Here is a 21,220-nt window from a genome sequence, read left to right as displayed (position 1 = left end):
TATGAACGTTGAGAATAAAAATGCACCAATCACAAAAGTAATCGTACCTTGCAGATTTTCTTATCTGCATTGCTGGGAGGCGAATGCAGTAGATGGCGGGGAACCGAAGTATTCCGTATCAGCCATTATTCCGAAATCGGATACGGAAACCATTGAGAAAATCAAAATAGCCATTGAGCAGGCAACGAAGGATTCCCTTTCCAAGTGGGGAGGGAAGATTCCTGCCAATTTGAAACTGCCTTTGCGTGACGGTAACATTGACCGTCTAGAGGATGAAGCTTATGCAGACAGCTATTTCTTCAATGCCAATTCCAGACAGGCTCCCCAGGTGGTCGATAAGAACGTGCAGCCAATCCTAGACCAGTCCGAGGTGTACTCCGGCTGTTACGGCAGGATTTCCGTCAACTTCTATGGATTCAACAATAATGGAAACCGCGGCATTGCCGCAGGTCTTGGGAATATCCAGAAGTTAAAGGACGGAGAACCTCTTGGCGGCAGAACGAATGCGGAAGATGACTTTGAAGCTGTGGAAGAGGGAGATTTTCTTGGATAAATGGTACCGGGTGGACGGAGTATCCGCCCGGTTACATAGGGAGAACCAGGAAAGGAAGTGATGCAGATGAAACGGACACTGGCGATTGATATAGAGACTTATTCCGATGTGGACTTGATAAAATGCGGAGCTTATGCGTATGCGGACAGCCCTGCATTTGAAGTCCTTTTGTTTGCTTATAAATTTGATGATGAAGACACCAGGATTGTAGATTTGGCTCAGGGGGAGGAGCTGCCGGAGGAAGTAAAGGCAGCGGTGTTTGATGCTGCTGTAGTAAAAACTGCTTTTAATGCCAACTTTGAGCGGACTTGTCTAAGTAATTATTTCGGAGTCCGTTTGTCGCCGTATTTCTGGCACTGCAGTGCGGTTCAGGCGGCACTGCTTGCCCTTCCCCGGTCTTTAGAGGACGTTGGGGCGCTACTGGGGCTGGAAAGGCAGAAGCTAAAAGAGGGCAGTGATTTAATCCGCTATTTTTGCATTCCCTGCAAGCCAAAGAAAAGTAATGGGGACAGAACCAGAAATCTTCCAATCCATGCACCGGAGAAGTGGGAATTATTCAAAACCTACTGTATCCGGGATGTGGATGTAGAATACGCAATCAGGAATAAACTGAAAAACTTTCCTATTCCTGAACGTGAGATGGAACTTTATCGTCTGGATCAGAAAATCAATGACCGGGGTGTTCTGGTGGACAGGGAACTGGTGAGGCAGGCAGTATCCGGGGATTTGCTCCATAAGGAGTTGGTGACGAATCGGGCATATGAATTGACCGGAATGAAAAATCCCAATTCCGTTGCACAGATGAAGGAATGGCTGAATGAGCAGGGAGTGGAGGTGGAAAGCCTGGCGAAAAAGGCGGTCAAGGAACTGATTCAGGAGTCCGAAGGGGAAGTGCAGGAATTGCTGAAACTACGGCTTCTGATGGCAAAGACCTCAGTGAAAAAGTATGAAGCTATCGAGCGCAGCGTATGTTCAGACGGAAGGGTACATGGGTTATTGCAGTTTTACGGTGCGAACCGTACCGGCCGTTGGGCTGGGCGGTTGGTGCAGGTACAGAATCTCCCTCAGAATCATCTCCCTGATTTGAAACTTGCAAGGAAGATGGTGAAGAATGGGCGGTTTGAAGAGGTGGAGCTCTTATATGAGTCTATACCAAATGTGCTGTCAGAACTTATCCGCACCGCTTTTATTCCAAAGGAGGGCTGTCGGTATCTGGTAGCGGACTTTTCTGCTATTGAAGCCAGAGTGCTGGCATGGCTGTCGGGGGAGCAGTGGAGACTGGAAGTGTTTGCCTCGCATGGCAAGATTTACGAGGCATCCGCTTCCGCCATGTTTCATGTGCCGATGGAGGAGGTTACGAAAGGCTCCCCATTGCGTCAGAAAGGGAAAATTTCGGAGCTGGCTCTTGGTTACGGTGGAGCCGCAGGTGCGCTTATCTCCATGGGAGCGCTGGACATGGGGATTAAGGAAGAAGAACTTTCATCCCTGGTTTCAACCTGGAGAAAAGCCAATCCCCATATCACACAATTCTGGTGGGAGGTGGATAAGGCTGCAATCCAGGCAGCCACCGAGAAAAAGAGGACGCAGGCAGGAAGGATTGCGTTTGAATACCGTAGCGGGATTCTTTTTGTCATTCTTCCTTCGGGCAGGAAGCTGTCCTATGTAAAACCCAGAATGGAAATGAATCAGTTTGACCGGAGAGGACTGACCTATGAGGGAATCGGCGGGAGCAAGAAATGGTGCCGGATAGAAACCTATGGACCGAAGCTGGTTGAGAACATCGTGCAGGGGACTGCCAGGGATTTATTGGCGGAAGCTATGCTGAGGGTGGATAAAGCAGGGTATGAAATTATCATGCACTGTCATGATGAGATCATAGCAGAAGCACCGGAAGGAAGCGGCTCCGTGGAAGAACTGTGCAGGCTTATGGCAGTACCGCCAGTATGGGCAGATGGTCTGCCACTCCGGGCGGACGGTTATGAGTGTAGTTTTTATAAAAAAGATTGAGGAGGCTGGGAAAATGAAATTGTATGTCTCAGTGGGTAATTCCAGGAAAGACAAAAAGTGGAATGGCATGGATATGGAACTGGAGGAATTCAGGAAACGGATTGCCACAACTATCCGAACCTCGGAAACAGTAGAGCGGTATAGGAAACTGTCCAGGGCAAGGCAGGATGATATCAAAGATGTGGGCGGTTTTGTGCTTGGGAAGCTGAAGGGCGGCCGGAGGAAGAAGGATTGTGTGGTGTTCCGTTCCGGGCTGACTTTGGATATGGATTATGCTTCCGAAGATATTGCAGTCCAGCTTGAACTATTTCATGATTTTCACTGTTACTTATACTCCACACATAAACATACCCTGGAGAAACCAAGGTTCCGGCTGGTGATTCCGCTTTCCAGGAATGTCACACCGGATGAGTACCAGGCAGTGGCAAGGAAAATGGCTGAAGAAATCGGTATGGAGTTATTTGATGATACCACCTATGAACCTTTCCGGCTGATGTACTGGCCAAGCACTTCCGCAGATGGAGAGTTCATATTCCGGGTGATTGAAGGTGAGATTCTGAATCCGGATACTGTTCTGCAGAAATATGAGAATTGGCATGATTCTTCCCAGTGGCCAGTGAGCAGCCGTCAGCAGACCATTGTACAGCGGGAAATGAAAAAGCAGGCGGATCCTCTTACTAAGGAAGGAACCATCGGGGCATTCTGCCGGGCGTACTCCATTGAATATGCCATCGAAGCCTTTCTTTCCGACATCTATACTACAAGCGAGATACCGGGACGGTATGACTACGTCTCGGCGGATTCCCAAGCAGGTGTTGTAATCTATGCGGGAAAGTTCGCCTATTCCCATCATGCCACGGATCCGGCCTGCGGTCAGCTTATGAATGCCTTTGACATGGTTCGGATTCATAAATTCGGGGAACTGGATAAAAAGGCGGATGAGGATTCGGAGAGCAGTAAGCTGCCGTCCTTCAAAGCTATGAGCGAGTTCGCCGTATCTGATGACAAGGTAAAACTGGAACTACTGGAAGAAAAAGAACAGGCAGTAAAAAGAGAGTTTGCTGCGGAAAAAGATTGGAGGCTGGGACTGGAATACAACCGCCAGGGCGTGCTTGTCAACAACCTGAAAAATCTCCTGATGATTTTGAACCATGATGAAAAACTGAAGTCCATTGTGTTTAACCAGTTTAGTGATGGTATGGAGATTAAAGGGGAGGTGCCTTGGGAACATCCGGGAAAGTTCTGGAGGGATGCGGATGATTCCCAGCTTGTTTCCTATGTAGATTTAAACTATGGGAATTTCTCTGCCAGGAACTATGACATTGCTGTGACGAAGGTGGTGGATGACCGATCCTATCATCCGGTCAGGGAATTCTTAAGCTCCCTGCCGGAATGGGATAAAATACCCAGGGTAGATACTCTCTTAGTGGATTATCTGGGTGCGGTTGACAATGCCTATGTGCGTGCGGTGACCAGAAAGACATTATGCGGAGCGATAGCCAGAGTGATGAATCCAGGACGTAAATTTGACACCATGCTGGTACTGAACGGTCCGCAGGGGAAAGGAAAGTCTACGCTGATTGAGAAGCTGAGCGGGGAATGGTTCAATGACTCTTTGCTATTAAATGACACTAGGGATAAGACCGCTGCGGAAAAACTGCAGGGTTATTGGATTTTGGAAATCGGAGAGTTGGCCGGTCTGAAGAAAACGGAGATTGAAACACTTCGTGGGTTCCTTTCCAGGCAGATTGACATTTACCGTGCATCCTTTGGACGCAGGGCAACGCCGCATCCAAGGCAGTGTATCTTTATTGGAACAACAAATGCGGAGAACGGATATCTTCGGGATACCGCAGGTAACCGGAGGTTCTGGCCGGTGAAAATACCCGGTGATGCAGCGAAGTCATCCTGGGAACTGACCGAGGAGGACGTCCACCAGATTTGGGCTGAGGCATTGTCATATTACAAAGCAGGGGAATCCTTGTGTCTGGATAAAGCGGTGGAACAGATGGCAATCAAGGAGCAGAAGATTGCCATGGAGGTTGACGAGCGGGAAGGCATTGTGAAGGAATACCTAGAAAAGCTGCTGCCGGAGAACTGGGAGAGCATGGAACTTTATGACCGCCGGAATTATGTGAATGGTACTGAGTTCGGCGAACAGCTGGAAAGAGGTCTGAAAAAGCGAGAGCGTGTGTGTAATATGGAAATATGGTGTGAGTGCTTTGGAAAAGAACGCTCGAATCTCAAACGCCAGGATGCCAATGAGATTACGGCAATTATGGCAAATATAGATGGCTGGAGAAAGTCGGATGCAAAAATCCGGTTTCCCATTTATGGTGTAGTTAGAGGATATTGCCGAGAGGAGAGTGTTACGGCAGCAAAAGGCAACAATTAGCCGGGTGGGCAACAAAGAAAACAGTTGCTGTTGCCGAGATAGTTGCCTTAAATGAATCAGAGGAGCAACAGCGTAAAGCCAGTAATGATGAGCGTTAGCGGGTATATGTTGCTGTTGTTGCTGATACCACCTTATATTTATGAAACGAAAAAAGGATAGAGGAAAATGTAGTGCAAATGTAGTGCAAATGCGTGTTTTCGTTATATACACATAAGAACAGCAAACTGGCAGCAGAACATTTGGAAGGGAGGCTGAAAATTATGGCAGAAGAAAGACAGATAGAGATGGCTCTGCAACGGCAGGCAAAAAAGCGTGGTGGCAGGGCTGTGAAATTCACCTCTCCGGGTTTTGCTGGGGTGCCGGACCGTCTGGTGCTTCTGCCGGGCGGGAGATGTGCTTTTGTGGAGCTGAAGGCTCCCGGAAAAAAGCTAAGTCCTCTGCAGGAGAAAAGGAGAACACAACTGGAAGCCCTGGGCTTTCCGGTTTACTGCATAGACAGAACTGAGATGATTGGAGGTGTACTGGATGAAATACAATCCACATGAATATCAGGATTACGCAAAGGAATTCATCATCGAGCATCCGGTGAGCCTGCTTCTTTTAGACATGGGGTTAGGGAAAACTGTGGTCACACTGACCGCCCTTTGGGAGCTGCTGTTGGATTACTTTGAAGTCAGGCGGGTTCTCGTAATTGCACCTTTGCGTGTGGCAAGGGATACCTGGCCTGGGGAGTATGAGAAGTGGGATCATTTAAATGGATTGATGTTTTCTCCTATTCTTGGCTCGGAGAAAGAGAGAAAAGCGGCATTAAGCCGGAAGGCGAATGTGTATGTGATCAACCGGGAGAATGTTGAATGGCTGGTAGGGCAGGGCAACTGGGATTTTGATATGATTATTATCGATGAGCTGTCCTCCTTCAAATCCAACAAGGCAAAGCGGTTCAAAGCTCTCAGAAAAGTAAGGGCGAAGGCACACCGGATTGTGGGCTTGACCGGAACTCCCGCTCCAAACGGTCTGATTGACCTTTGGGCGGAAATTGGTATTCTGGACATGGGGCAGAGACTTGGAAGGTTTATCGGGGCATACCGGGAGCGGTTCTTTCTGCCGGATAGGCGGAGCCGGGATATGGTATATTCCTATAAGTTAAAAGATGGAGCAGAGGAACAAATCTATGGGTTGATTTCCGACATCGCTATCAGTATGAAGGCTATCGATTATCTAAAAATGCCGGAGTGTGTTTATAACCGGGTGGAGGTGAATCTGAGTAAGAAAGAATATGACCTGTACCGGAAACTGGAAAAGGAGATGCTTCTTCCTTTTGAAGCCGGGGATGTGGATGCAGTCAATGCGGCAGGGCTTTCTAACAAATTGTTACAAATGGCAAACGGAGCAGTTTATGATGAAAACGGGGACATGCGGCATATCCATGATCGAAAGCTGGACGTTCTGGAAGATTTACTGGAAGCGGCAAATGGGAAGCCGGTGCTGATGGCGTATTGGTATAAGCATGATAAGCAGCGGATAAAGGAACGGTTTCAGGCAGTGGAACTGGACACCACACAGGATTTTAAGAAATGGAACAACGGTGAGATACCACTTGCTATGATTCATCCGGCATCTGCCGGGCATGGGCTGAACCTGCAGGCAGGAGGTTCTACGCTGATCTGGTTCGGGCTGACCTGGTCGTTGGAACTGTATCAGCAGATGAATGCCAGACTTTGGAGACAGGGACAACAAGAAACGGTGGTGATTCATCACCTGATAGCGAAAGGTACCATGGATGAGCAGGTGTTTGCTTCTTTAGAGAGAAAAAATACCGGGCAGTCCGCACTGGTGGATGCGGTAAAGGTCAGGATTGGAGGTATCCGGGATGGATGTGGAAAGAATCTTTAAAGAATACCGGGAGTGGAAACGTAACCTGATCTTGTTAGAATTTGAGTTGGGCAGATTCCAGGGAATTCGATATGAGGACGTTATCGAGAGCATGTGTTTTTCAAAACCACAGGGTGAGCGTGTACAAACCAGCGGTACTTCCGATAAAACAGGAATGACCGCCATGGTTTACAGACAGGTAAAGGAAAGGTTGGATGATGAGTGGTTTGATTTTTTACTGGGACGTTATAAACAGATAAAAGAAGAAATGGATTTCCTGGAATATGCTATTCGCCAACTGAGTGGTCGTCTGCCTGAGATTATATGGGATATGATTATAGAACAGGCAAGCTGGCAGGAGCTAATGATAAAATACAATGTAAGCCATGCCATGGTTGGAAAGTACAGGAAGAAAGCCGTGGAGGAACTGAACCGGATTTATGAACTGCGGGGGCAGCAGACAGATTCCTATTTGTTAAGCTGAATGGGTAGACTAAGTGTAGACAATGAGTTGATTGAAAGTTTACCGGATCCTGTGCTATGATTAAGCTGCGAAGAAATGTAAAGAGTCTTGTGGATTTAATTCCATGAGGCTTTTTTTCATGCCGTTGCACTGGCAGGGACTTATCCTTTCACCCTGCCACTACATACGGAAGGAGTGAATTCAGATGCCGAGAAAGCCGAAGAAGCCCTGCAGGTATCCGGGATGTCCGAACCTGACAGAGTCAGCCTATTGTGAAGAACACAGCTATCTGTATCAGACAGAGCGTGCCGGAGCATCAGAGAGGGGCTATAACGGACGCTGGCGGAAAGCCAGGCGCAGGTATCTGAAAGAACATCCGCTGTGTGTCCGGTGCCGGGAACGTGGGAAGCTGGTGAAAGCCACCGTTGTGGACCATATTATTCCGCACCGTGGAAAGGAAGAATTGTTCTGGGATGAGTCCAACTGGCAGGCACTGTGTAAGAATTGCCATGACAGAAAGACGATGACGGAAGACCGTTATCAGGAATACAAATACTGACAGAGAGAAGCCTTGGGAGGTTCCCAGGGCTTCTCATCTGAATGTTTTTTTGTTTTTGCAGTATCTTGGACCGGGAAAAGGTGAAAAGGGCAGGGTGTTTGAAATGAGATATGAGAAGGGAACTTTCAGTTCTGAATGTTATCTCTTCTTTTTCATCTATCCGGCTCTGCTTCGTACTGTGCCTGTTCTTCACATACCATGGCGGGAGCGATGCGGATGCAGTTGTCCTCATAGAATACCTGGATTGCGTCCCCGATATGGAATCCCAATTCCTCCAGCCACTTTCCTTCCATAGATATCTTTGGCGTGCAGGTATAAGTATTACCGCCAGTATATCTTTTGGAGTTTGAACGGCTGGCATAAAGAACTTTCATTTGCTTTGTTTTCATAAAGTATTTCCTCCTTCTTTCTTTTGGTAGAGCCATAGTAAATCAAAAACAACAAATTATCCAGTTAATTTGGGAGTGAAACGTAGACAAATATTATCCGTTATAATTGTTCAGGTTGTGAATTTGTGGGAGAGAAGAAGGGGAGGGGGAGTCCGAATCTCCAGAACCCCGCCCCCTGGAAACCGCCGCCCCCCATGACGGGAATTTTCGCAGAAACCGTCAGGGGGGATAGGATAATAGGTGCCTTATTGTACATAAATATATGATTTTCGCTGAATTGCTTAGAGGGGATTTTGCCAAAAAGTACCGGAAATCCATGTTTTTAAGCCGAGAAAAGACAGAAATTATCTGCTTTTCCCGGTTTTTTCTGTAAGGAGGTGCGAAAGGAAATGACAGAGGTGCAGGAAACCATAATCCGGGAACTGAGACTGAAAGGTTTAGGCTACCGGAGGATTGCCACGGAGGCAGGGCTGTCCCGTGACATTGTCCGAAATTACTGCAGGAGCCAAGGAATGGCTGGATACGCAGCAGCTTTGGAAAAGAATGTATCGGAACAGATTTCCCAGGGCAAAGCCTGCTTGTACTGTGGAAAGGAAATAGAGCAGTCTGCCACCGGGCGTCCGAAGAAGTTCTGTTCGGAAACCTGCCGGAGAAGATGGTGGAGGGTACACCCGGAGATTTCTGAGCAAAAGGATACCGCATTATACACAATGACCTGTGCGCACTGTGACAGGGAGTTTATTTCCTATGGAAACCGAAAACGGAAATACTGCTGTCACAACTGCTACATCAAATACAGGTTCTGGAGGGGAGAAGAGAATGGAGTTTCAGAGAATTAAAATCAAGAACCTGGTACCTGCTTCTTATAATCCGAGGAAGAAGCTAAAGCTAGGGGATAAGGAATATGAAAAAATCAAACGTTCCATCGAGGAGTTTGGGTATGTGGAGCCGGTCATTGTTAATTCTGACCTGACCATCATTGGCGGTCATCAGCGGGTTACGGTTTTATCCGATTTGGGGTATGAGGAAATTGACTGTATCGTGGTGGAGATTGATAAGACCAAGGAGAAAGCACTCAATATTGCCCTGAATAAAATTACGGGTGAATGGAATAAGGAACTGCTGGCAGACTTGATTCGGGATTTGCAGGAATCCGATTTCGATGTGGCGTTCACCGGATTTGAACCGCCGGAGATTGAACAGCTTTTTAATACGGTCCATGACAAAAATATCACCGAAGATGACTTTGATGTGGATGCGGAGCTGCAGAAACCGGCAGTGGCAAAGCAGGGAGATGTGTGGCAGCTTGGCAGGCATAGGCTGGTATGCGGTAATTCCACTCTGCCGGAAACGTATGATTTGCTGATGGATGGGAAGAAGGCAAATCTGGTGGTAACTGATCCTCCTTACAATGTGAATTATGAGGGAACTGCTGGGAGCATTCAGAATGACCACATGGAGGATAAAAAGTTTTATCAATTCCTCTTTGCCGCTTTTGTAAATATGGAAGCGAGTATGGAGCAGGACGCATCTATCTATGTATTCCACGCCGACACGGAAGGATTAAATTTCCGCAGCGCATTCAAGGCAGCAGGATTTTATCTGTCAGGTACCTGCATCTGGAAAAAGCAGAGTCTGGTCCTTGGAAGGAGCCCTTACCAGTGGCAGCACGAGCCGGTTCTGTTTGGCTGGAAAAAGGGCGGGAAACATAACTGGTATTCCGACCGGAAGCAGACCACCATCTGGGAGTTTGACCGTCCTAAGCAGTCAAAGGATCATCCGACCATGAAACCGGTGGGACTTGTGGCGTATCCAATCCAGAATTCCTGCATGAGTAACTGTATCATTCTGGATCCCTTTGGAGGTTCCGGTTCTACGCTTGTTGCATGTGAACAGACCAACCGCATCTGCTATATGGCAGAACTGGATGAGAAGTTCGTGGATGTTATTGTGAGCCGTTATGTGGAGCAGGTCGGTTCAGCGGAGCAGGTCTTTGTCATCCGCAGCGGACAGAAAATAAAATATGAGGAATTGAAAAGGGAAGGTGGAGCTGATGAAGCAGTTGACCTTCCTTGATTTATGCTCAGGTATCGGAGGATTCCGGCTTGGGCTGGAAAATGCAGGACATAAATGTATCGGTTACTGTGAGTATGACAAATATGCCAGGGCTTCCTATGAAGCCATGTACGACACAAAGGGAGAGTGGTTTGCAGATGATATCACAGAACTTAAGCCGGAGAATGTGCCTTACGCAGATATCTGGTGCTTCGGATTCCCATGTCAGGACATTTCCGTTGCCGGGAAACAGCGGGGACTGCGTGGAAAGCGAAGTGGAATCTATTACAACATCATTGACCTTGTCAAAGGCAAAGAAGAAGGTGGTAAACCCACATACTTACTTGTTGAGAACGTTAAGAACCTGCTCTCAGTTAATGGAGGATTCGATTTTGCCGCTGTTTTGTCTGAAATGGATGAAGCAGGGTATGACACAAGATGGCAGGTGCTCAACTCCAAGGATTTCGGAGTCCCGCAGAACCGGGAGAGGGTGTTCCTTATCGCAAATCTTAGAAGCAGAGGCAGACGGAAAATATTATCTGTCACCGGAGAAGACGGAAGAACTCTTGAACAGGTTATAGGGGGTATGCAGGGATATCGGGTTTATAATCCGGACGGGGTATCGGTTACCCTTGGGGCTAATGGCGGAGGAATGGGAGCAATGACGGGGCTGTATTTCATTGACCAGTGCAGCCGCCCTAAGGTCACAGAAGTGGCAAGATGTATCCAGGCCAGATATAACGAAGGTATTATCAACTATCGTGCCAGTAATTCTGGTGTGATGGAAGTCCATGCGGTTCTGACACCGGAAAGGATAGAGAAGCGGCAGAATGGCAGGTGGATGAAAGAGGACGGTGAGCCGATGTTTACGCTGACAGGCCAAGACCGGCACGGTGTCTACCTATGTAAAAAATCAATGCAGGAGGATAAAGTAGAAATTCCTATCCGAAATGGAACAAAGCAGGGATATGACATTGCCCATCCCGGTGATGGAATCTGTCTGGCATATCCCAAAAGTGTAACCCGGAGAGGGCGTGTGGGTAAAGGATGTTCCCAGACATTGGACACGGGCTGCCAGATGGGAACCGTCTTAAAATGCGGACGCATCCGCAGACTGACGCCACGTGAGTGTTTCCGGCTGCAGGGATTTCCGGATACATTGTATGAGAGGGCGGCAGCAGTCAATTCCGAATCCCAGCTTTACAAGCAGGCAGGGAATGCGGTGACTGCTACGGTGGCTTATGCAGTGGCGATGGCACTGCCGGAATCCTGTGAAACGGTTGATAACTATGGCTTCCGAAAGAATGAAAAATAATCTGGAAAGATGGAGAATTGCATTGACTTTACACCCGTTTAGAGTGATTTATGTAGTACCAAAAAAACGGAGGTAAAGGCTTATGAAGAAAATTATAACAATTACGGAAAACAGGAAAGACGTTGTCAAGGCAATCTGCGAAATTACAGGGGAGAGTTCCCGGTACCTGGGTGTTCCAAGCTGCGGATACCAGATTGGGAAATGCATTGTAAACCGGACCGGCGAGGTAGAACTCCCGGACGGGGATGAGAAACTGGAGGAAATGATTCTTGCTGGTCTGGTGGAAAGAGGACTCGTGGAAAGGGAAGAGGAGACAGAGGGTTTGGAGATTAAGATTCCTATGGGAGAGCATACGGGACTGAGTTTGAAGAACCTGGTCTTCATGATCCATAGCAAACAGTACCTTTTAAACAAAGCCGTTGGGAGAAAAGCTTTCCAGGTAAATGATGAGTTCCTTGTAAAATTGCAGGAGACAGAGCCGGAGTGTAGAGGAGAATTCCTGGAATTGCTCCATTCCTGTAAAGGGAATGAGCGGAACAAAGGCTTTTATTTTACAGAGGACGAGATTGTGTTTGAGGCATTTCCATTTTCTGAAAATGAGGAGGACATGGGAGCTTATGCAAAACTGGCATCGAGTATGTGCGCGGCAGCCTTAGACAGCAAGCGGGTGAATCCGGCAGAAACCATTGCAGAGAACGAGAAGTATTATATGCGCATCTGGCTTTTACGCCTGGGTCTTGGCGGGACAGAGGGGAAAAAGATACGTCAGGTGATGCTTGCCAATTTAAAAGGGCATTCTGCTTTCCGCACTCCGGAGGAGATTGAAAGGGCAAAGGTACGAAGCCGCCAGAGGGCTGAAGCCCGGAAACAGGCGGAGCAGGAAGTTTTAGGGCAGGCAGAAACTGAGGAAGATACCCTGATGAATGATTTGGTAAACCAACTGCTTTCAGAAGAAACCGGAATTACAGAGGAGAAGGAAGAACCTTAGAAAGCGGCTTAAACACATGGTTTCCTGCCTTATTATAAATATAGAAGAAACCCGTAAAAACACACGATTGATGGGCAGATTCCACCCAAATTTTTGTGTACATTATGCGCCGGATTAACTGGATAAAATGTGCTTTCAGAGTGATTAATAGACTACGCTTATTGAGCCTGCTCAATATGATACCAGAAAAAACGAAGAAAGCACAGGAGGCGCATAAATATATGAAAACACAGAAATTCGGGATTGAGATTGAACTGACAGGGATTACCAGGGAAACAGCAGCAGCGGTAATTGCAGAGTGTTTCGGGACTGAAAGCTGTTATGCAGGAACCTATTACGAAACCTACGAGGCAACAGACCGGAAGGGCAGGATTTGGAAAGCTACCTACGATTCCAGCATCATGGCAAAGAAGAGGGTGCAGGGGAGAATCGTAAGTGCGGATGACACTTACAAAACAGAGATTGTCAGTCCCATTCTTACCTACGAAGATATCCCGGATTTGCAGAATATCATCCGGCAGCTCCGTCACAAAGGGGCATTTGCCAGCGAGAAATGCGGGATTCACATTCATGTGGATGCCAGCCGGTTCACCCCGCAGACATTGCGGAATATGGTGAACATCATTGCCAGCAAAGAGGATATTCTCTACAAAGCCCTGCAGATTGACCCAAGGAGGCTTTCCTACTGCAAGAAAGTGAATGAGAAGCTGATTGAAACTATTAACAAGAAAAAGCCGAAGACGATGGCAGAGCTTAAGGATCTTTGGTATGCGGAAGACCCCAACAGCAACCGGAATAAGCATTATAATTCTACCCGCTACCATGGACTGAACCTGCATGCCACCTTCACTAAGGGAACGGTGGAGTTCCGGCTTTTCAACAGCACCACTCATGCCGGGAAGGTCAAGGCATACATTCAGTTCTGTCTGGCGGTCAGCCACCAGGCACTGGCACAGAAATCAGCATCTCCAAGTCGGACGGTTACCGACAACGAGAAATACGCATTCCGGTGCTGGATGCTTCGGCTTGGACTCATTGGAGACGAGTTTAAGACCTGCAGGCTGCACTTTTTAAAACATCTCGATGGAAACTCAGCCTGGAGACACGGGGCATAAGTACATAACCTTCCCCCAAGTGGCGGCTTGACCGCTCTTGGGGTGGCAGGAGGGAGAACTAACTATAAAAAGGAAAGGAAGATGCTATATGACGAAACTGTATATTGCTTATGGAAGTAACATGGATGAGGAACAGATGGCACACAGGTGCCCGGCTGCAAGAGTTGTTGGTACGTCAGTTGTGGAAAGTCACCGGCTGCTGTTCAAAGGCGCTAAGGATCGAGCCTACGCTACGATTGAACCGGAGGAAGGGAGTCATGTTCCGGTTCTGATTTGGGAAATCAGCAGGGAAGATGAACGGAGACTGGACCGCTATGAAGGGTGTCCGAAGTTTTATTATAAAAAGGAACTGCCGATTCTTGTAAACGGAGAGACATGCAACGCTATGGTTTACATCATGGATGAGAGAAACCCACAAATTAAGCCGAGTTACAATTATTACGGGATTCTGGAGAGGGCTTATATCAAATATGGATTTGATGACTTTATATTAAAACGTGCTTTGAAGGAAAGCTGTCCATAAAAATAAGCTGATGAATCAAGGAATCAGAGCTTCTTCGGAGGCTCTTTTCTTTTGCCGGAAACACAGAGGGGAGGTGGAGCAGATGGCACAGAGCGGTAGAAAACCAAAGCCTACGGCGGTAAAAGTACTGGAGGGGAATCCGGGAAAGCGGAGTTTAAACACACAGGAGCCAAAACCGGATAAGAAGGCTCCACGCTGTCCGGTCTGGCTGGAGGAGGAAGCGAAAAAGGAATGGAAGCGTATGGCAAAGCAGATGGAGCAGCTTGGCATCCTCACTGAGATTGATATGGCGGCTTTTGCCGGATACTGTCAGGCATATGCCCGGTGGAAAGAGGCAGAGGAATTTATTACGCAGCATGGAACCATCGTAAAGACACCTTCCGGTTATTGGCAGCAGGTGCCGCAGGTTTCCATTGCTCAGACCTATCTGAAAATCATGAACCGGTTCTGTGAGCAGTTTGGACTTACCCCCTCCTCCAGAAGCCGCATTGTGGCTGAGAATGGGGAGGATAAGGAAAGCGATGCCATGGAACTGCTCTTGTATAAAGGCGGTGGCCGGTAATGTTTGATGAGGTAAAAGCGCAATATGCGGTCAACTTTATCAACTTCCTGAAACATACTAAAGGTCGATGGAGGGGAGTTCCCTTTGAGCTTCTGCCTTGGCAGGATACTATTATCCGGGAGTTGTTCGGTACAGTTAAAGATAATGGTTACCGCCAGTACAACACCGCTTATGTGGAAATCCCGAAGAAGAATGGAAAATCGGAACTGGCAGCGGCTGTTGCTCTTTATATGACCTGTGGAGACGGGGAATGGGGTGCAGAGGTATATGGCTGTGCCTCTGACCGGCAGCAGGCATCCATTGTGTTTGATGTAGCGGTGGATATGGTAGATCAGTGTCCGGCACTAAAAAAACGGATAAAGCCAGTCATGTCGGTAAAGCGGCTGGTATATAAGCCGACCAACAGCTTTTACCAGGTGCTTTCCGCAGAAGCCTATACGAAACATGGTCTGAATGTCCATGCGGTTATTTTTGATGAATTACATGCACAGCCGAACCGGGAACTGTTTGATGTCATGACGAAGGGATCCGGTGATACCAGAACACAGCCGTTGTTTTTTCTGATTACAACGGCAGGAAATGACCGGAACTCGGTGTGTTTTGAACAGCACCAGAAGGCAGAGGATATTATACTTGGGAGAAAGATAGACCCTGCGTTCTATCCTGTGATTTACGGGGCGAAGGATGATGCAGACTGGTCATTGGAGAAGGTCTGGTATCAGGCGAATCCGTCTCTGGGATATACCATTGATATAGAAAAAGTCAGAAACGCTTATCTAAGCGCTAAAGATAATCCGGCGGAGGAAAACATCTTCCGGCAGCTCCGTCTGAATCAGTGGGTGAAACAATCTACCCGGTGGATGCAGATGGAGAAATGGGATGCCTGTGATTTTACGGTTGATGAAGTGGAACTGATTGGCAGGGAATGTTACGGCGGACTGGATTTGTCCAGTTCCACTGACATTACAGCATTTGTCCTGATATTCCCTCCGAGGACAGAAGAAGAAAAATATATTATCCTGCCGTATTTCTGGATACCGGAGGAGAACATGCGGCTGCGCGTACGCCGGGATCATGTACCATATGATGTGTGGGAGCAGCAGGGATTCTTGAAAACCACAGAAGGGAATGTGATACATTATGGATTTATTGAGAGATTCATAGACGATTTGGGAAAGAAGTTTCATATTAAAGAGATTGCCTTTGACCGCTGGGGAGCGGTGCAGATGGTACAGAACCTGGAGGGACTGGGATTCACGGTGGTTCCATTCGGGCAGGGGTTCAAGGATATGTCACCGCCCAGCAAGGAACTGATGAAGCTGACACTGGAGAAGAAACTGGCTCATGGCGGACATCCGGTTTTGCGTTGGATGATGGATAACATCTTTATCCGCCAGGACCCGGCCGGGAATATCAAACCGGATAAGGAAAAGTCCACGGAAAAGATTGACGGTGCGGTGGCTGCGGTGATGGCTTTGGACAGAGCAATACGGAATGGTGGAAACAGCGGAAGTGTGTACGATGATAGGGGCATTTTGGTATTTTAATCTGATTGGCTTCATGCTATACTGAGAGAAAGAAATTAAAATATTCATATTGCATAAGTGATACTTTATATAAAGGCAAAGATAAAAACACAACGCAGATTTTTCTGTCAGAGTCGGTAGGTAAAGAGAAATGACTTGGTTGTTATACAAGTCATTTATATAGGTGTGATTGTCATCAATGCCTTTACGAACAATAAGTTTGATTTGAAGTCCGTGGCAGGAAATAAATTGGAATGGTGGTTAGAAAAATGGGAGAGAATTTGCTTGCTGGTATAGCTGATGCATATTGGTATGAATGGTACGTTGGTTTAGAAAAAGTACTTGATTTATTGAATCCTGATTCTAATGTTATTGGTGTAACACTGCAGGCATCTCAACAACAGGGGCTAGATGATGTTGTAGTAAAGTATGTTGATAAAAAGCTAGAATGTATACAGGTAAAACATACAAGAAAAGACAGTTCATTAACCTATACTTTTTTATTCTGTGAGCATACAGAGAATGGAAAAACTAAGCCGGCCTGTATCAGAGAATATAGTGATGATTGGAAAAGGATTAAAGACCAATATAGGCAATGTACTCCAATAATGTATACAAATAGAGAAATCGGTAACCAAACTTATACACCGCCGAATGGTAAAGGTTATAGGAGACCAGCGTTAAAAAAATTTTGGACAGAACTAAAAAAAGAATTGAATGTTGCTGAATCAATTTCAGATATTCAGTTTTCTGATATGGTAAATAATTCCATGCTATCAATGTGTGAACTTGGGAAAATGTATAAAATTGCTTTTGACAATATATTGCAGAAGATGCCGGGATTATCTGATGCGGAAAAACTGATATTTTTAAAGGAATTTCAAATCTATTCTGATGAGAATAATGATTTGGATAACATAAAGAAATCAGTGAGCAACAAACTTGCACGCCTATTAAAAGTTGATATACGTCAATGTGAGAAGTATCATAATCGTTTGCTGCGTGGTCTAACAGATTGGACGATTTCTACTCGTGCTCAGGAAGAAATTACCAAGGAGCAAGTTCGTACTATATTGGGCTTAAAAAAGGATGAACTTGTAGGTGAACATTATTTTGCAACTGAAGAGCCATTTTTTGAATCACGGAAGCAATGGATAGTCGATTTGGAAAATGAAATTTTATCGGTAAATAAGGGTGTCTTTTTTATATCGGGAGAGCCAGGCGCAGGAAAAACAAATATTATTAGTTATATAGCAAATAAAAACGATAGTATAATTGCGTCCAGATTCCATGCATTTAAACCTATACAGGTAGAGTATGATGTAATGCCTGCAGATGAAGGCTTATATTCCTCAGAGGATTTTTGGAAAAACACCTTGATCCAAATTAGAGATAAATTTGAAGGTTGCATGGAAGAATATAATGTTCCGGTAGCTGTTGAAGCATTTCATTCTATCGATGCTTTAAAGAGAGAAGTACTTCGTTTAGCACAATGTTTGTATGAAAAGACAGGAAAATCTACGGTTATTGCAGTGGATGGAATAGATCACGCTGCACGTGCAGGAAGAAAAAATACATTTTTAAGTACATTACCATCCCCGAGTCGTTTACCAAAAGGCGTGGTATTTATTTTAGCAGGACAGCCATATTCAAATAATGCTGATTATCCTTTATGGATTAGAGGGGATGAAGTAATTGCAAAGACAGTACCACCATTAATTACGGATGATATTGAACAATTGTTACTTAAAGATAAAGTGGTTTTCGATGATGCATCAATTAGTGAAATTGCAGAATATATTCTTACAGTAACAAAAGGAAATACTTTATCAGTTATGTATGCAGTTTATGATGCCAGATGCCACTATTCCATCTGTAATTATGAGAAGTATATTTCAGAAAGGAAATTAGCAAATGGCATAGATGCATATTACGATTATATCTGGAATAGTGCGCTCGAAAAGTGGAGTGATCAATATATCCATGTTGAGATAGTATTATCTGGAATAATGACATTAATCAACAGAGGAATAACATTACAACTACTACAGTCACTTATCAAGGATTCTATAATAATAACGGATGTTCAGTTGGCAAGTTGGCTGCAGGGTCTTGAACCGTTGATAATTAAAAATAATAAAGGGGCCTACGCAGCATATATAAATGATGTTAGATTATTTTTAATAAAGAGATTTGAAGCAGCTGGTGAGAGCAGACGTTTGGTTGCCAGTAGAATTTGTGACTATATACTGACAGAGAATACGAATATTGCTCTAAAGCATGATTCGTTGTTCAAAAGTTTGCTTATGGCTGACCGTAGAAAAGAAATACCGAAATACTTTAATGCAAAGTATGCTTATGAAGCAATACTAATGCATTGTCCGTTAATAGATTTAGAAGATCAAACATATTTAGTACTTGAGACATTAGCAGAGGGTGGAGATTTAAATTATCTGGTTGATGTTTCTTGTGCAATAGGTACAATCACACAGTATCAGAATTCTATATTTTCTGATGAAGACTGTGTTTACAATGTTGATACACCACTTCCATGCGAAACAAAGGCACTTAGTAGCAGCCTTATGTCTGTAAGTGAGTTATTCAATGCTTTGGTGCAAGTAAAACAATTGCTGGAATCAGGCTATGAAGATAGGGCGAAAGGTGCTTTAAAACGGTGGAATGCCAACAGAACACCAGGACAAATCGGAAATAAATATGCATCTGATGAAGATAAGAAACATCACTATAACTTTAAAGATACGTTGCAGAAAGCTTTGCGGATGTATGGAAAATTGTGCTTTATGTTTGGCGAAAGATGCTCTCCTGATGAGGACTTAATAGAAGGTAATGAAGATGCGGAGGCCTTTTTTTCACAGGGAGTTTTTGAAGCCGGTAAAGAAAATATAACCATATCAGCAATAAATACAGTACATTATCTTGTAAAGTGTTATTGGCCAGACGATTATTATAAGTTTACTGACGAATTGCTTATTTACGGGCAAAAAGATGTAATATTATATTTTGTACAACACTGTTCACAAAATATAACCGGAAGCTTACAGAGTATTGTTTTGTATTTGTATGCTTTGGCATTGGGGAACTGTACAATGGAGTGTCCAGATTTAGAAAGAATCAATGCTCATGAGAATACATATCTTGAATTTCTGTACAAGATATGGGCATATGCTTTTTGCGATATAGATAAATGCATTCATTTGGCAGATGAAGGAATTGATAAATTCAAAGATAATCAAGGGAAACCATATGAGTGGAGATTCTTGGTGAGTGAAATTCTGTTTGTTAATGATTTATATGTGATGGCTAATGGCGGAGACACTAGCATGTCAGATGAGGATTTTAGCAGATATGTAGGTTGCATTATTAGAGGAGAATCTTCGATTGACATAGGGGTAGAAATCAAAATAAGAGATTTCCGACAGCACTTAATGATTGTAATGCTAATAATTCTGGACAAAATGGATGAAAAATATAAGCTATTAGCACTACCCATACTTGAAAAGCGTATGAAGAATTCTTGCTGGCTAATAGAAAACCTATGGGAGTTTGTTCTGAAATATGAAAAAAATCCTGGCATATTAAAAGAAATTTATGATTTATGGATGACACCTAAAGGAAAAGTTTGGAAAATGTCACAAGAAGAAATTAAAGATTGCGCCACTAGGTTTATTAAGATGGGTAATAGAATGGGATGGACTGAGAGATGTCAGAAATCCCAAAAGCTTTTAGACGCAAAAAGAATTATGGGATATTCCAGCCATAAAGAATACGGTGGTTACAATTTATTGAGATGGTATGAAGATTTATCTTCTAATAATCCGTATATATGGGAAACTCTAGGAGTGCAACTGCTTAATATATCAGGCGTGATAAGTGAAACCGGGGATAATCGAGCAGAAGTATATATGGAAGCAGCTGTTGCCTCATCTGCAGGAAGATGTGGAATCGGAGATATTATTCGATTTAGTCATATACCAAATAATAGAGACAACCAGTGGTGCCAGACGGTTTTTGATGCTGTAATAGCGTATTTAGAAAGTAGTGAGGATAGCAAAGAAAATCTCCTTGAACTTTGGGAAGGTGTATGCGTTGTATTTCCAATTTTAGCTGGAAGTTTGTATAATAATAATATAAATGCGATTTATAGAGAAGATTTGAAGAAGGCAATTTTAGCTAATGCCAATAAACGTGGAATTGTTATAGAGAAAGATATGAAAGAAATCAGACCAGAATGCTATGAACAAAGATGTGAACTGCGTAATTCATATAAAATTCCTCAACGGTGGTTTGACGAAGATGATATTATGACTGATGGGGAGTCTTTACAAGAATACCTGGAGAAGATTTCGCAACAGAGTACTATTGGTAGCAATGAATGGAGAAGCATTATATCATTATTAAAAGAGGCAGTTCGAAACGGTGAAAATATAGAGGCAGAGTTGATTTTTTCTCTTGTTTTACAAAGACCAAAAGACTATGCAAATTGGGAGTGGGATGGTGTGCAGGATTTAATTGTGGAATTGATTCCATTCCTGAGTGATGATAGTATTAGACGATTATTACAGGATATTATTGAGCGAAATAGAGAAAATCAAAAGAGATTTAGCAGAAGGTTGAATTTCTTCTATCCCAATATGGATATGGAATATCTGGCATATGCGTATAATCGAAATTTTGATTTTGAGAAACGGGTTGAACAATATTTAAAGATCCTAAATACGCATGAGATGTGGACTACTGCAAATGGAATGATTGAAAAGCCAGTTTTATTTTCTTTGAAAAATTCAAAAGAAGAAAACTATTCCATGCAGATGCTTATAGACAGGGTGTCTGAATTTCCAGCTTCTTGGTTGTGTTAGGGTTGAATTTTGCTACTCAAT

Annotated in this window: 17 protein-coding genes; 16 read left to right on the top strand and 1 reads right to left on the bottom strand. The window is 44.7% G+C overall.

The window, feature by feature from the left end:
- The first annotated feature begins 1 nt into the window (after position 1).
- From ABFV83_RS08495 to ABFV83_RS08465, 7 genes are all read left to right on the top strand, one after another.
- Positions 2–553: a DUF2815 family protein gene (locus ABFV83_RS08495; RefSeq protein WP_349948451.1), complete on the top strand. Its 552-nt coding sequence runs from the start codon at positions 2–4 to the stop codon at positions 551–553.
- 66 nt (positions 554–619) lie between these two features.
- On the top strand, positions 620–2,560 hold the full coding sequence (locus ABFV83_RS08490) for a DNA polymerase (RefSeq protein ID WP_349948450.1): 1,941 nt from the start codon (positions 620–622) through the stop codon (positions 2,558–2,560).
- A gap of 13 nt (positions 2,561–2,573) precedes the next feature.
- Positions 2,574–4,955, top strand: a complete 2,382-nt coding sequence (locus ABFV83_RS08485; RefSeq protein WP_349948449.1) for a virulence-associated E family protein — start codon at positions 2,574–2,576, stop codon at positions 4,953–4,955.
- 260 nt (positions 4,956–5,215) lie between these two features.
- Positions 5,216–5,500, top strand: coding sequence for a VRR-NUC domain-containing protein (locus ABFV83_RS08480; RefSeq protein ID WP_349948448.1), 285 nt, complete (start codon positions 5,216–5,218; stop codon positions 5,498–5,500).
- Positions 5,481–6,848, top strand: a complete 1,368-nt coding sequence (locus ABFV83_RS08475; protein ID WP_349948447.1) for a DEAD/DEAH box helicase — start codon at positions 5,481–5,483, stop codon at positions 6,846–6,848. The genes ABFV83_RS08480 and ABFV83_RS08475 overlap by 20 nt, the downstream gene beginning before the upstream one ends.
- Complete coding sequence (locus ABFV83_RS08470; protein ID WP_349948446.1) at positions 6,826–7,311, top strand: hypothetical protein; 486 nt, start codon at positions 6,826–6,828, stop codon at positions 7,309–7,311. The genes ABFV83_RS08475 and ABFV83_RS08470 overlap by 23 nt, the downstream gene beginning before the upstream one ends.
- Positions 7,312–7,495: 184 nt before the next feature.
- Entirely contained in the window at positions 7,496–7,849 is a 354-nt protein-coding gene (locus tag ABFV83_RS08465) for an HNH endonuclease signature motif containing protein (RefSeq protein WP_349948445.1), read from the top strand.
- Between the two features lie 152 nt (positions 7,850–8,001).
- On the opposite strand, the gene ABFV83_RS08460 is transcribed toward ABFV83_RS08465, so the two are convergent.
- Positions 8,002–8,238 (bottom strand): SymE family type I addiction module toxin, encoded by a 237-nt coding sequence (locus ABFV83_RS08460; RefSeq protein ID WP_349948444.1) that lies wholly within the window; start codon positions 8,236–8,238, stop codon positions 8,002–8,004.
- A gap of 389 nt (positions 8,239–8,627) precedes the next feature.
- On the opposite strand from ABFV83_RS08460, the gene ABFV83_RS08455 reads away from it, so the two are divergent.
- The 9 genes from ABFV83_RS08455 to ABFV83_RS08415 all read left to right on the top strand — a co-directional run bounded on the left by ABFV83_RS08455 (position 8,628) and on the right by ABFV83_RS08415 (position 21,199).
- Positions 8,628–9,077, top strand: a complete 450-nt coding sequence (locus ABFV83_RS08455; RefSeq protein ID WP_349948443.1) for an RNA polymerase subunit sigma-70 — start codon at positions 8,628–8,630, stop codon at positions 9,075–9,077.
- Positions 9,058–10,314, top strand: a complete 1,257-nt coding sequence (locus ABFV83_RS08450; protein ID WP_349948442.1) for a site-specific DNA-methyltransferase — start codon at positions 9,058–9,060, stop codon at positions 10,312–10,314. The genes ABFV83_RS08455 and ABFV83_RS08450 overlap by 20 nt, the downstream gene beginning before the upstream one ends.
- Positions 10,301–11,608 (top strand): DNA (cytosine-5-)-methyltransferase, encoded by a 1,308-nt coding sequence (gene dcm, locus ABFV83_RS08445; protein ID WP_349948894.1) that lies wholly within the window; start codon positions 10,301–10,303, stop codon positions 11,606–11,608. Before ABFV83_RS08450 ends, dcm begins: the two co-directional genes overlap by 14 nt.
- 82 nt (positions 11,609–11,690) lie before the next feature.
- Complete coding sequence (locus ABFV83_RS08440) at positions 11,691–12,596, top strand: hypothetical protein (protein WP_349948441.1); 906 nt, start codon at positions 11,691–11,693, stop codon at positions 12,594–12,596.
- A 221-nt stretch (positions 12,597–12,817) separates the two neighbouring features.
- Positions 12,818–13,711 (top strand): amidoligase family protein, encoded by an 894-nt coding sequence (locus ABFV83_RS08435; protein WP_349948440.1) that lies wholly within the window; start codon positions 12,818–12,820, stop codon positions 13,709–13,711.
- 88 nt (positions 13,712–13,799) lie between these two features.
- Positions 13,800–14,234: a gamma-glutamylcyclotransferase family protein gene (locus tag ABFV83_RS08430; RefSeq protein WP_349948439.1), complete on the top strand. Its 435-nt coding sequence runs from the start codon at positions 13,800–13,802 to the stop codon at positions 14,232–14,234.
- 82 nt (positions 14,235–14,316) lie between these two features.
- Entirely contained in the window at positions 14,317–14,796 is a 480-nt protein-coding gene (locus ABFV83_RS08425; protein ID WP_349948438.1) for a phage terminase small subunit P27 family, read from the top strand.
- A complete protein-coding gene (locus tag ABFV83_RS08420) occupies positions 14,796–16,343 on the top strand; it encodes a terminase TerL endonuclease subunit (protein WP_349948437.1) in 1,548 nt (515 codons plus the stop codon). Before ABFV83_RS08425 ends, ABFV83_RS08420 begins: the two co-directional genes overlap by 1 nt.
- Positions 16,344–16,576: 233 nt before the next feature.
- On the top strand, positions 16,577–21,199 hold the full coding sequence (locus ABFV83_RS08415; RefSeq protein WP_349948436.1) for a hypothetical protein: 4,623 nt from the start codon (positions 16,577–16,579) through the stop codon (positions 21,197–21,199).
- The last annotated feature ends 21 nt before the right edge of the window (positions 21,200–21,220 follow it).

It is taken from the genome of Lacrimispora sp. BS-2 (assembly GCF_040207125.1).
GTDB lineage: Bacteria > Bacillota > Clostridia > Lachnospirales > Lachnospiraceae > Lacrimispora.
The sequence above is the reverse complement of the archived record's forward strand: the minus strand, read 5'-3'. Positions and strand labels throughout refer to the sequence as shown.

Bases quoted from the DNA above. Each gene is read 5' to 3' on its own strand.
- ABFV83_RS08495 (WP_349948451.1), top strand. From the start codon at position 2: ATGAACGTTGAGAATAAAAATGCACCAATCACAAAAGTAATCGTACCT.
- ABFV83_RS08490 (WP_349948450.1), top strand. From the start codon at position 620: ATGAAACGGACACTGGCGATTGATATAGAGACTTATTCCGATGTGGAC.
- ABFV83_RS08485 (WP_349948449.1), top strand. From the start codon at position 2,574: ATGAAATTGTATGTCTCAGTGGGTAATTCCAGGAAAGACAAAAAGTGG.
- ABFV83_RS08480 (WP_349948448.1), top strand. From the start codon at position 5,216: ATGGCAGAAGAAAGACAGATAGAGATGGCTCTGCAACGGCAGGCAAAA.
- ABFV83_RS08475 (WP_349948447.1), top strand. From the start codon at position 5,481: ATGAAATACAATCCACATGAATATCAGGATTACGCAAAGGAATTCATC.
- ABFV83_RS08470 (WP_349948446.1), top strand. From the start codon at position 6,826: ATGGATGTGGAAAGAATCTTTAAAGAATACCGGGAGTGGAAACGTAAC.
- ABFV83_RS08465 (WP_349948445.1), top strand. From the start codon at position 7,496: ATGCCGAGAAAGCCGAAGAAGCCCTGCAGGTATCCGGGATGTCCGAAC.
- ABFV83_RS08460 (WP_349948444.1), bottom strand. From the start codon at position 8,238: ATGAAAACAAAGCAAATGAAAGTTCTTTATGCCAGCCGTTCAAACTCC.
- ABFV83_RS08455 (WP_349948443.1), top strand. From the start codon at position 8,628: ATGACAGAGGTGCAGGAAACCATAATCCGGGAACTGAGACTGAAAGGT.
- ABFV83_RS08450 (WP_349948442.1), top strand. From the start codon at position 9,058: ATGGAGTTTCAGAGAATTAAAATCAAGAACCTGGTACCTGCTTCTTAT.
- ABFV83_RS08440 (WP_349948441.1), top strand. From the start codon at position 11,691: ATGAAGAAAATTATAACAATTACGGAAAACAGGAAAGACGTTGTCAAG.
- ABFV83_RS08435 (WP_349948440.1), top strand. From the start codon at position 12,818: ATGAAAACACAGAAATTCGGGATTGAGATTGAACTGACAGGGATTACC.
- ABFV83_RS08430 (WP_349948439.1), top strand. From the start codon at position 13,800: ATGACGAAACTGTATATTGCTTATGGAAGTAACATGGATGAGGAACAG.
- ABFV83_RS08425 (WP_349948438.1), top strand. From the start codon at position 14,317: ATGGCACAGAGCGGTAGAAAACCAAAGCCTACGGCGGTAAAAGTACTG.
- ABFV83_RS08420 (WP_349948437.1), top strand. From the start codon at position 14,796: ATGTTTGATGAGGTAAAAGCGCAATATGCGGTCAACTTTATCAACTTC.
- ABFV83_RS08415 (WP_349948436.1), top strand. From the start codon at position 16,577: ATGGTGGTTAGAAAAATGGGAGAGAATTTGCTTGCTGGTATAGCTGAT.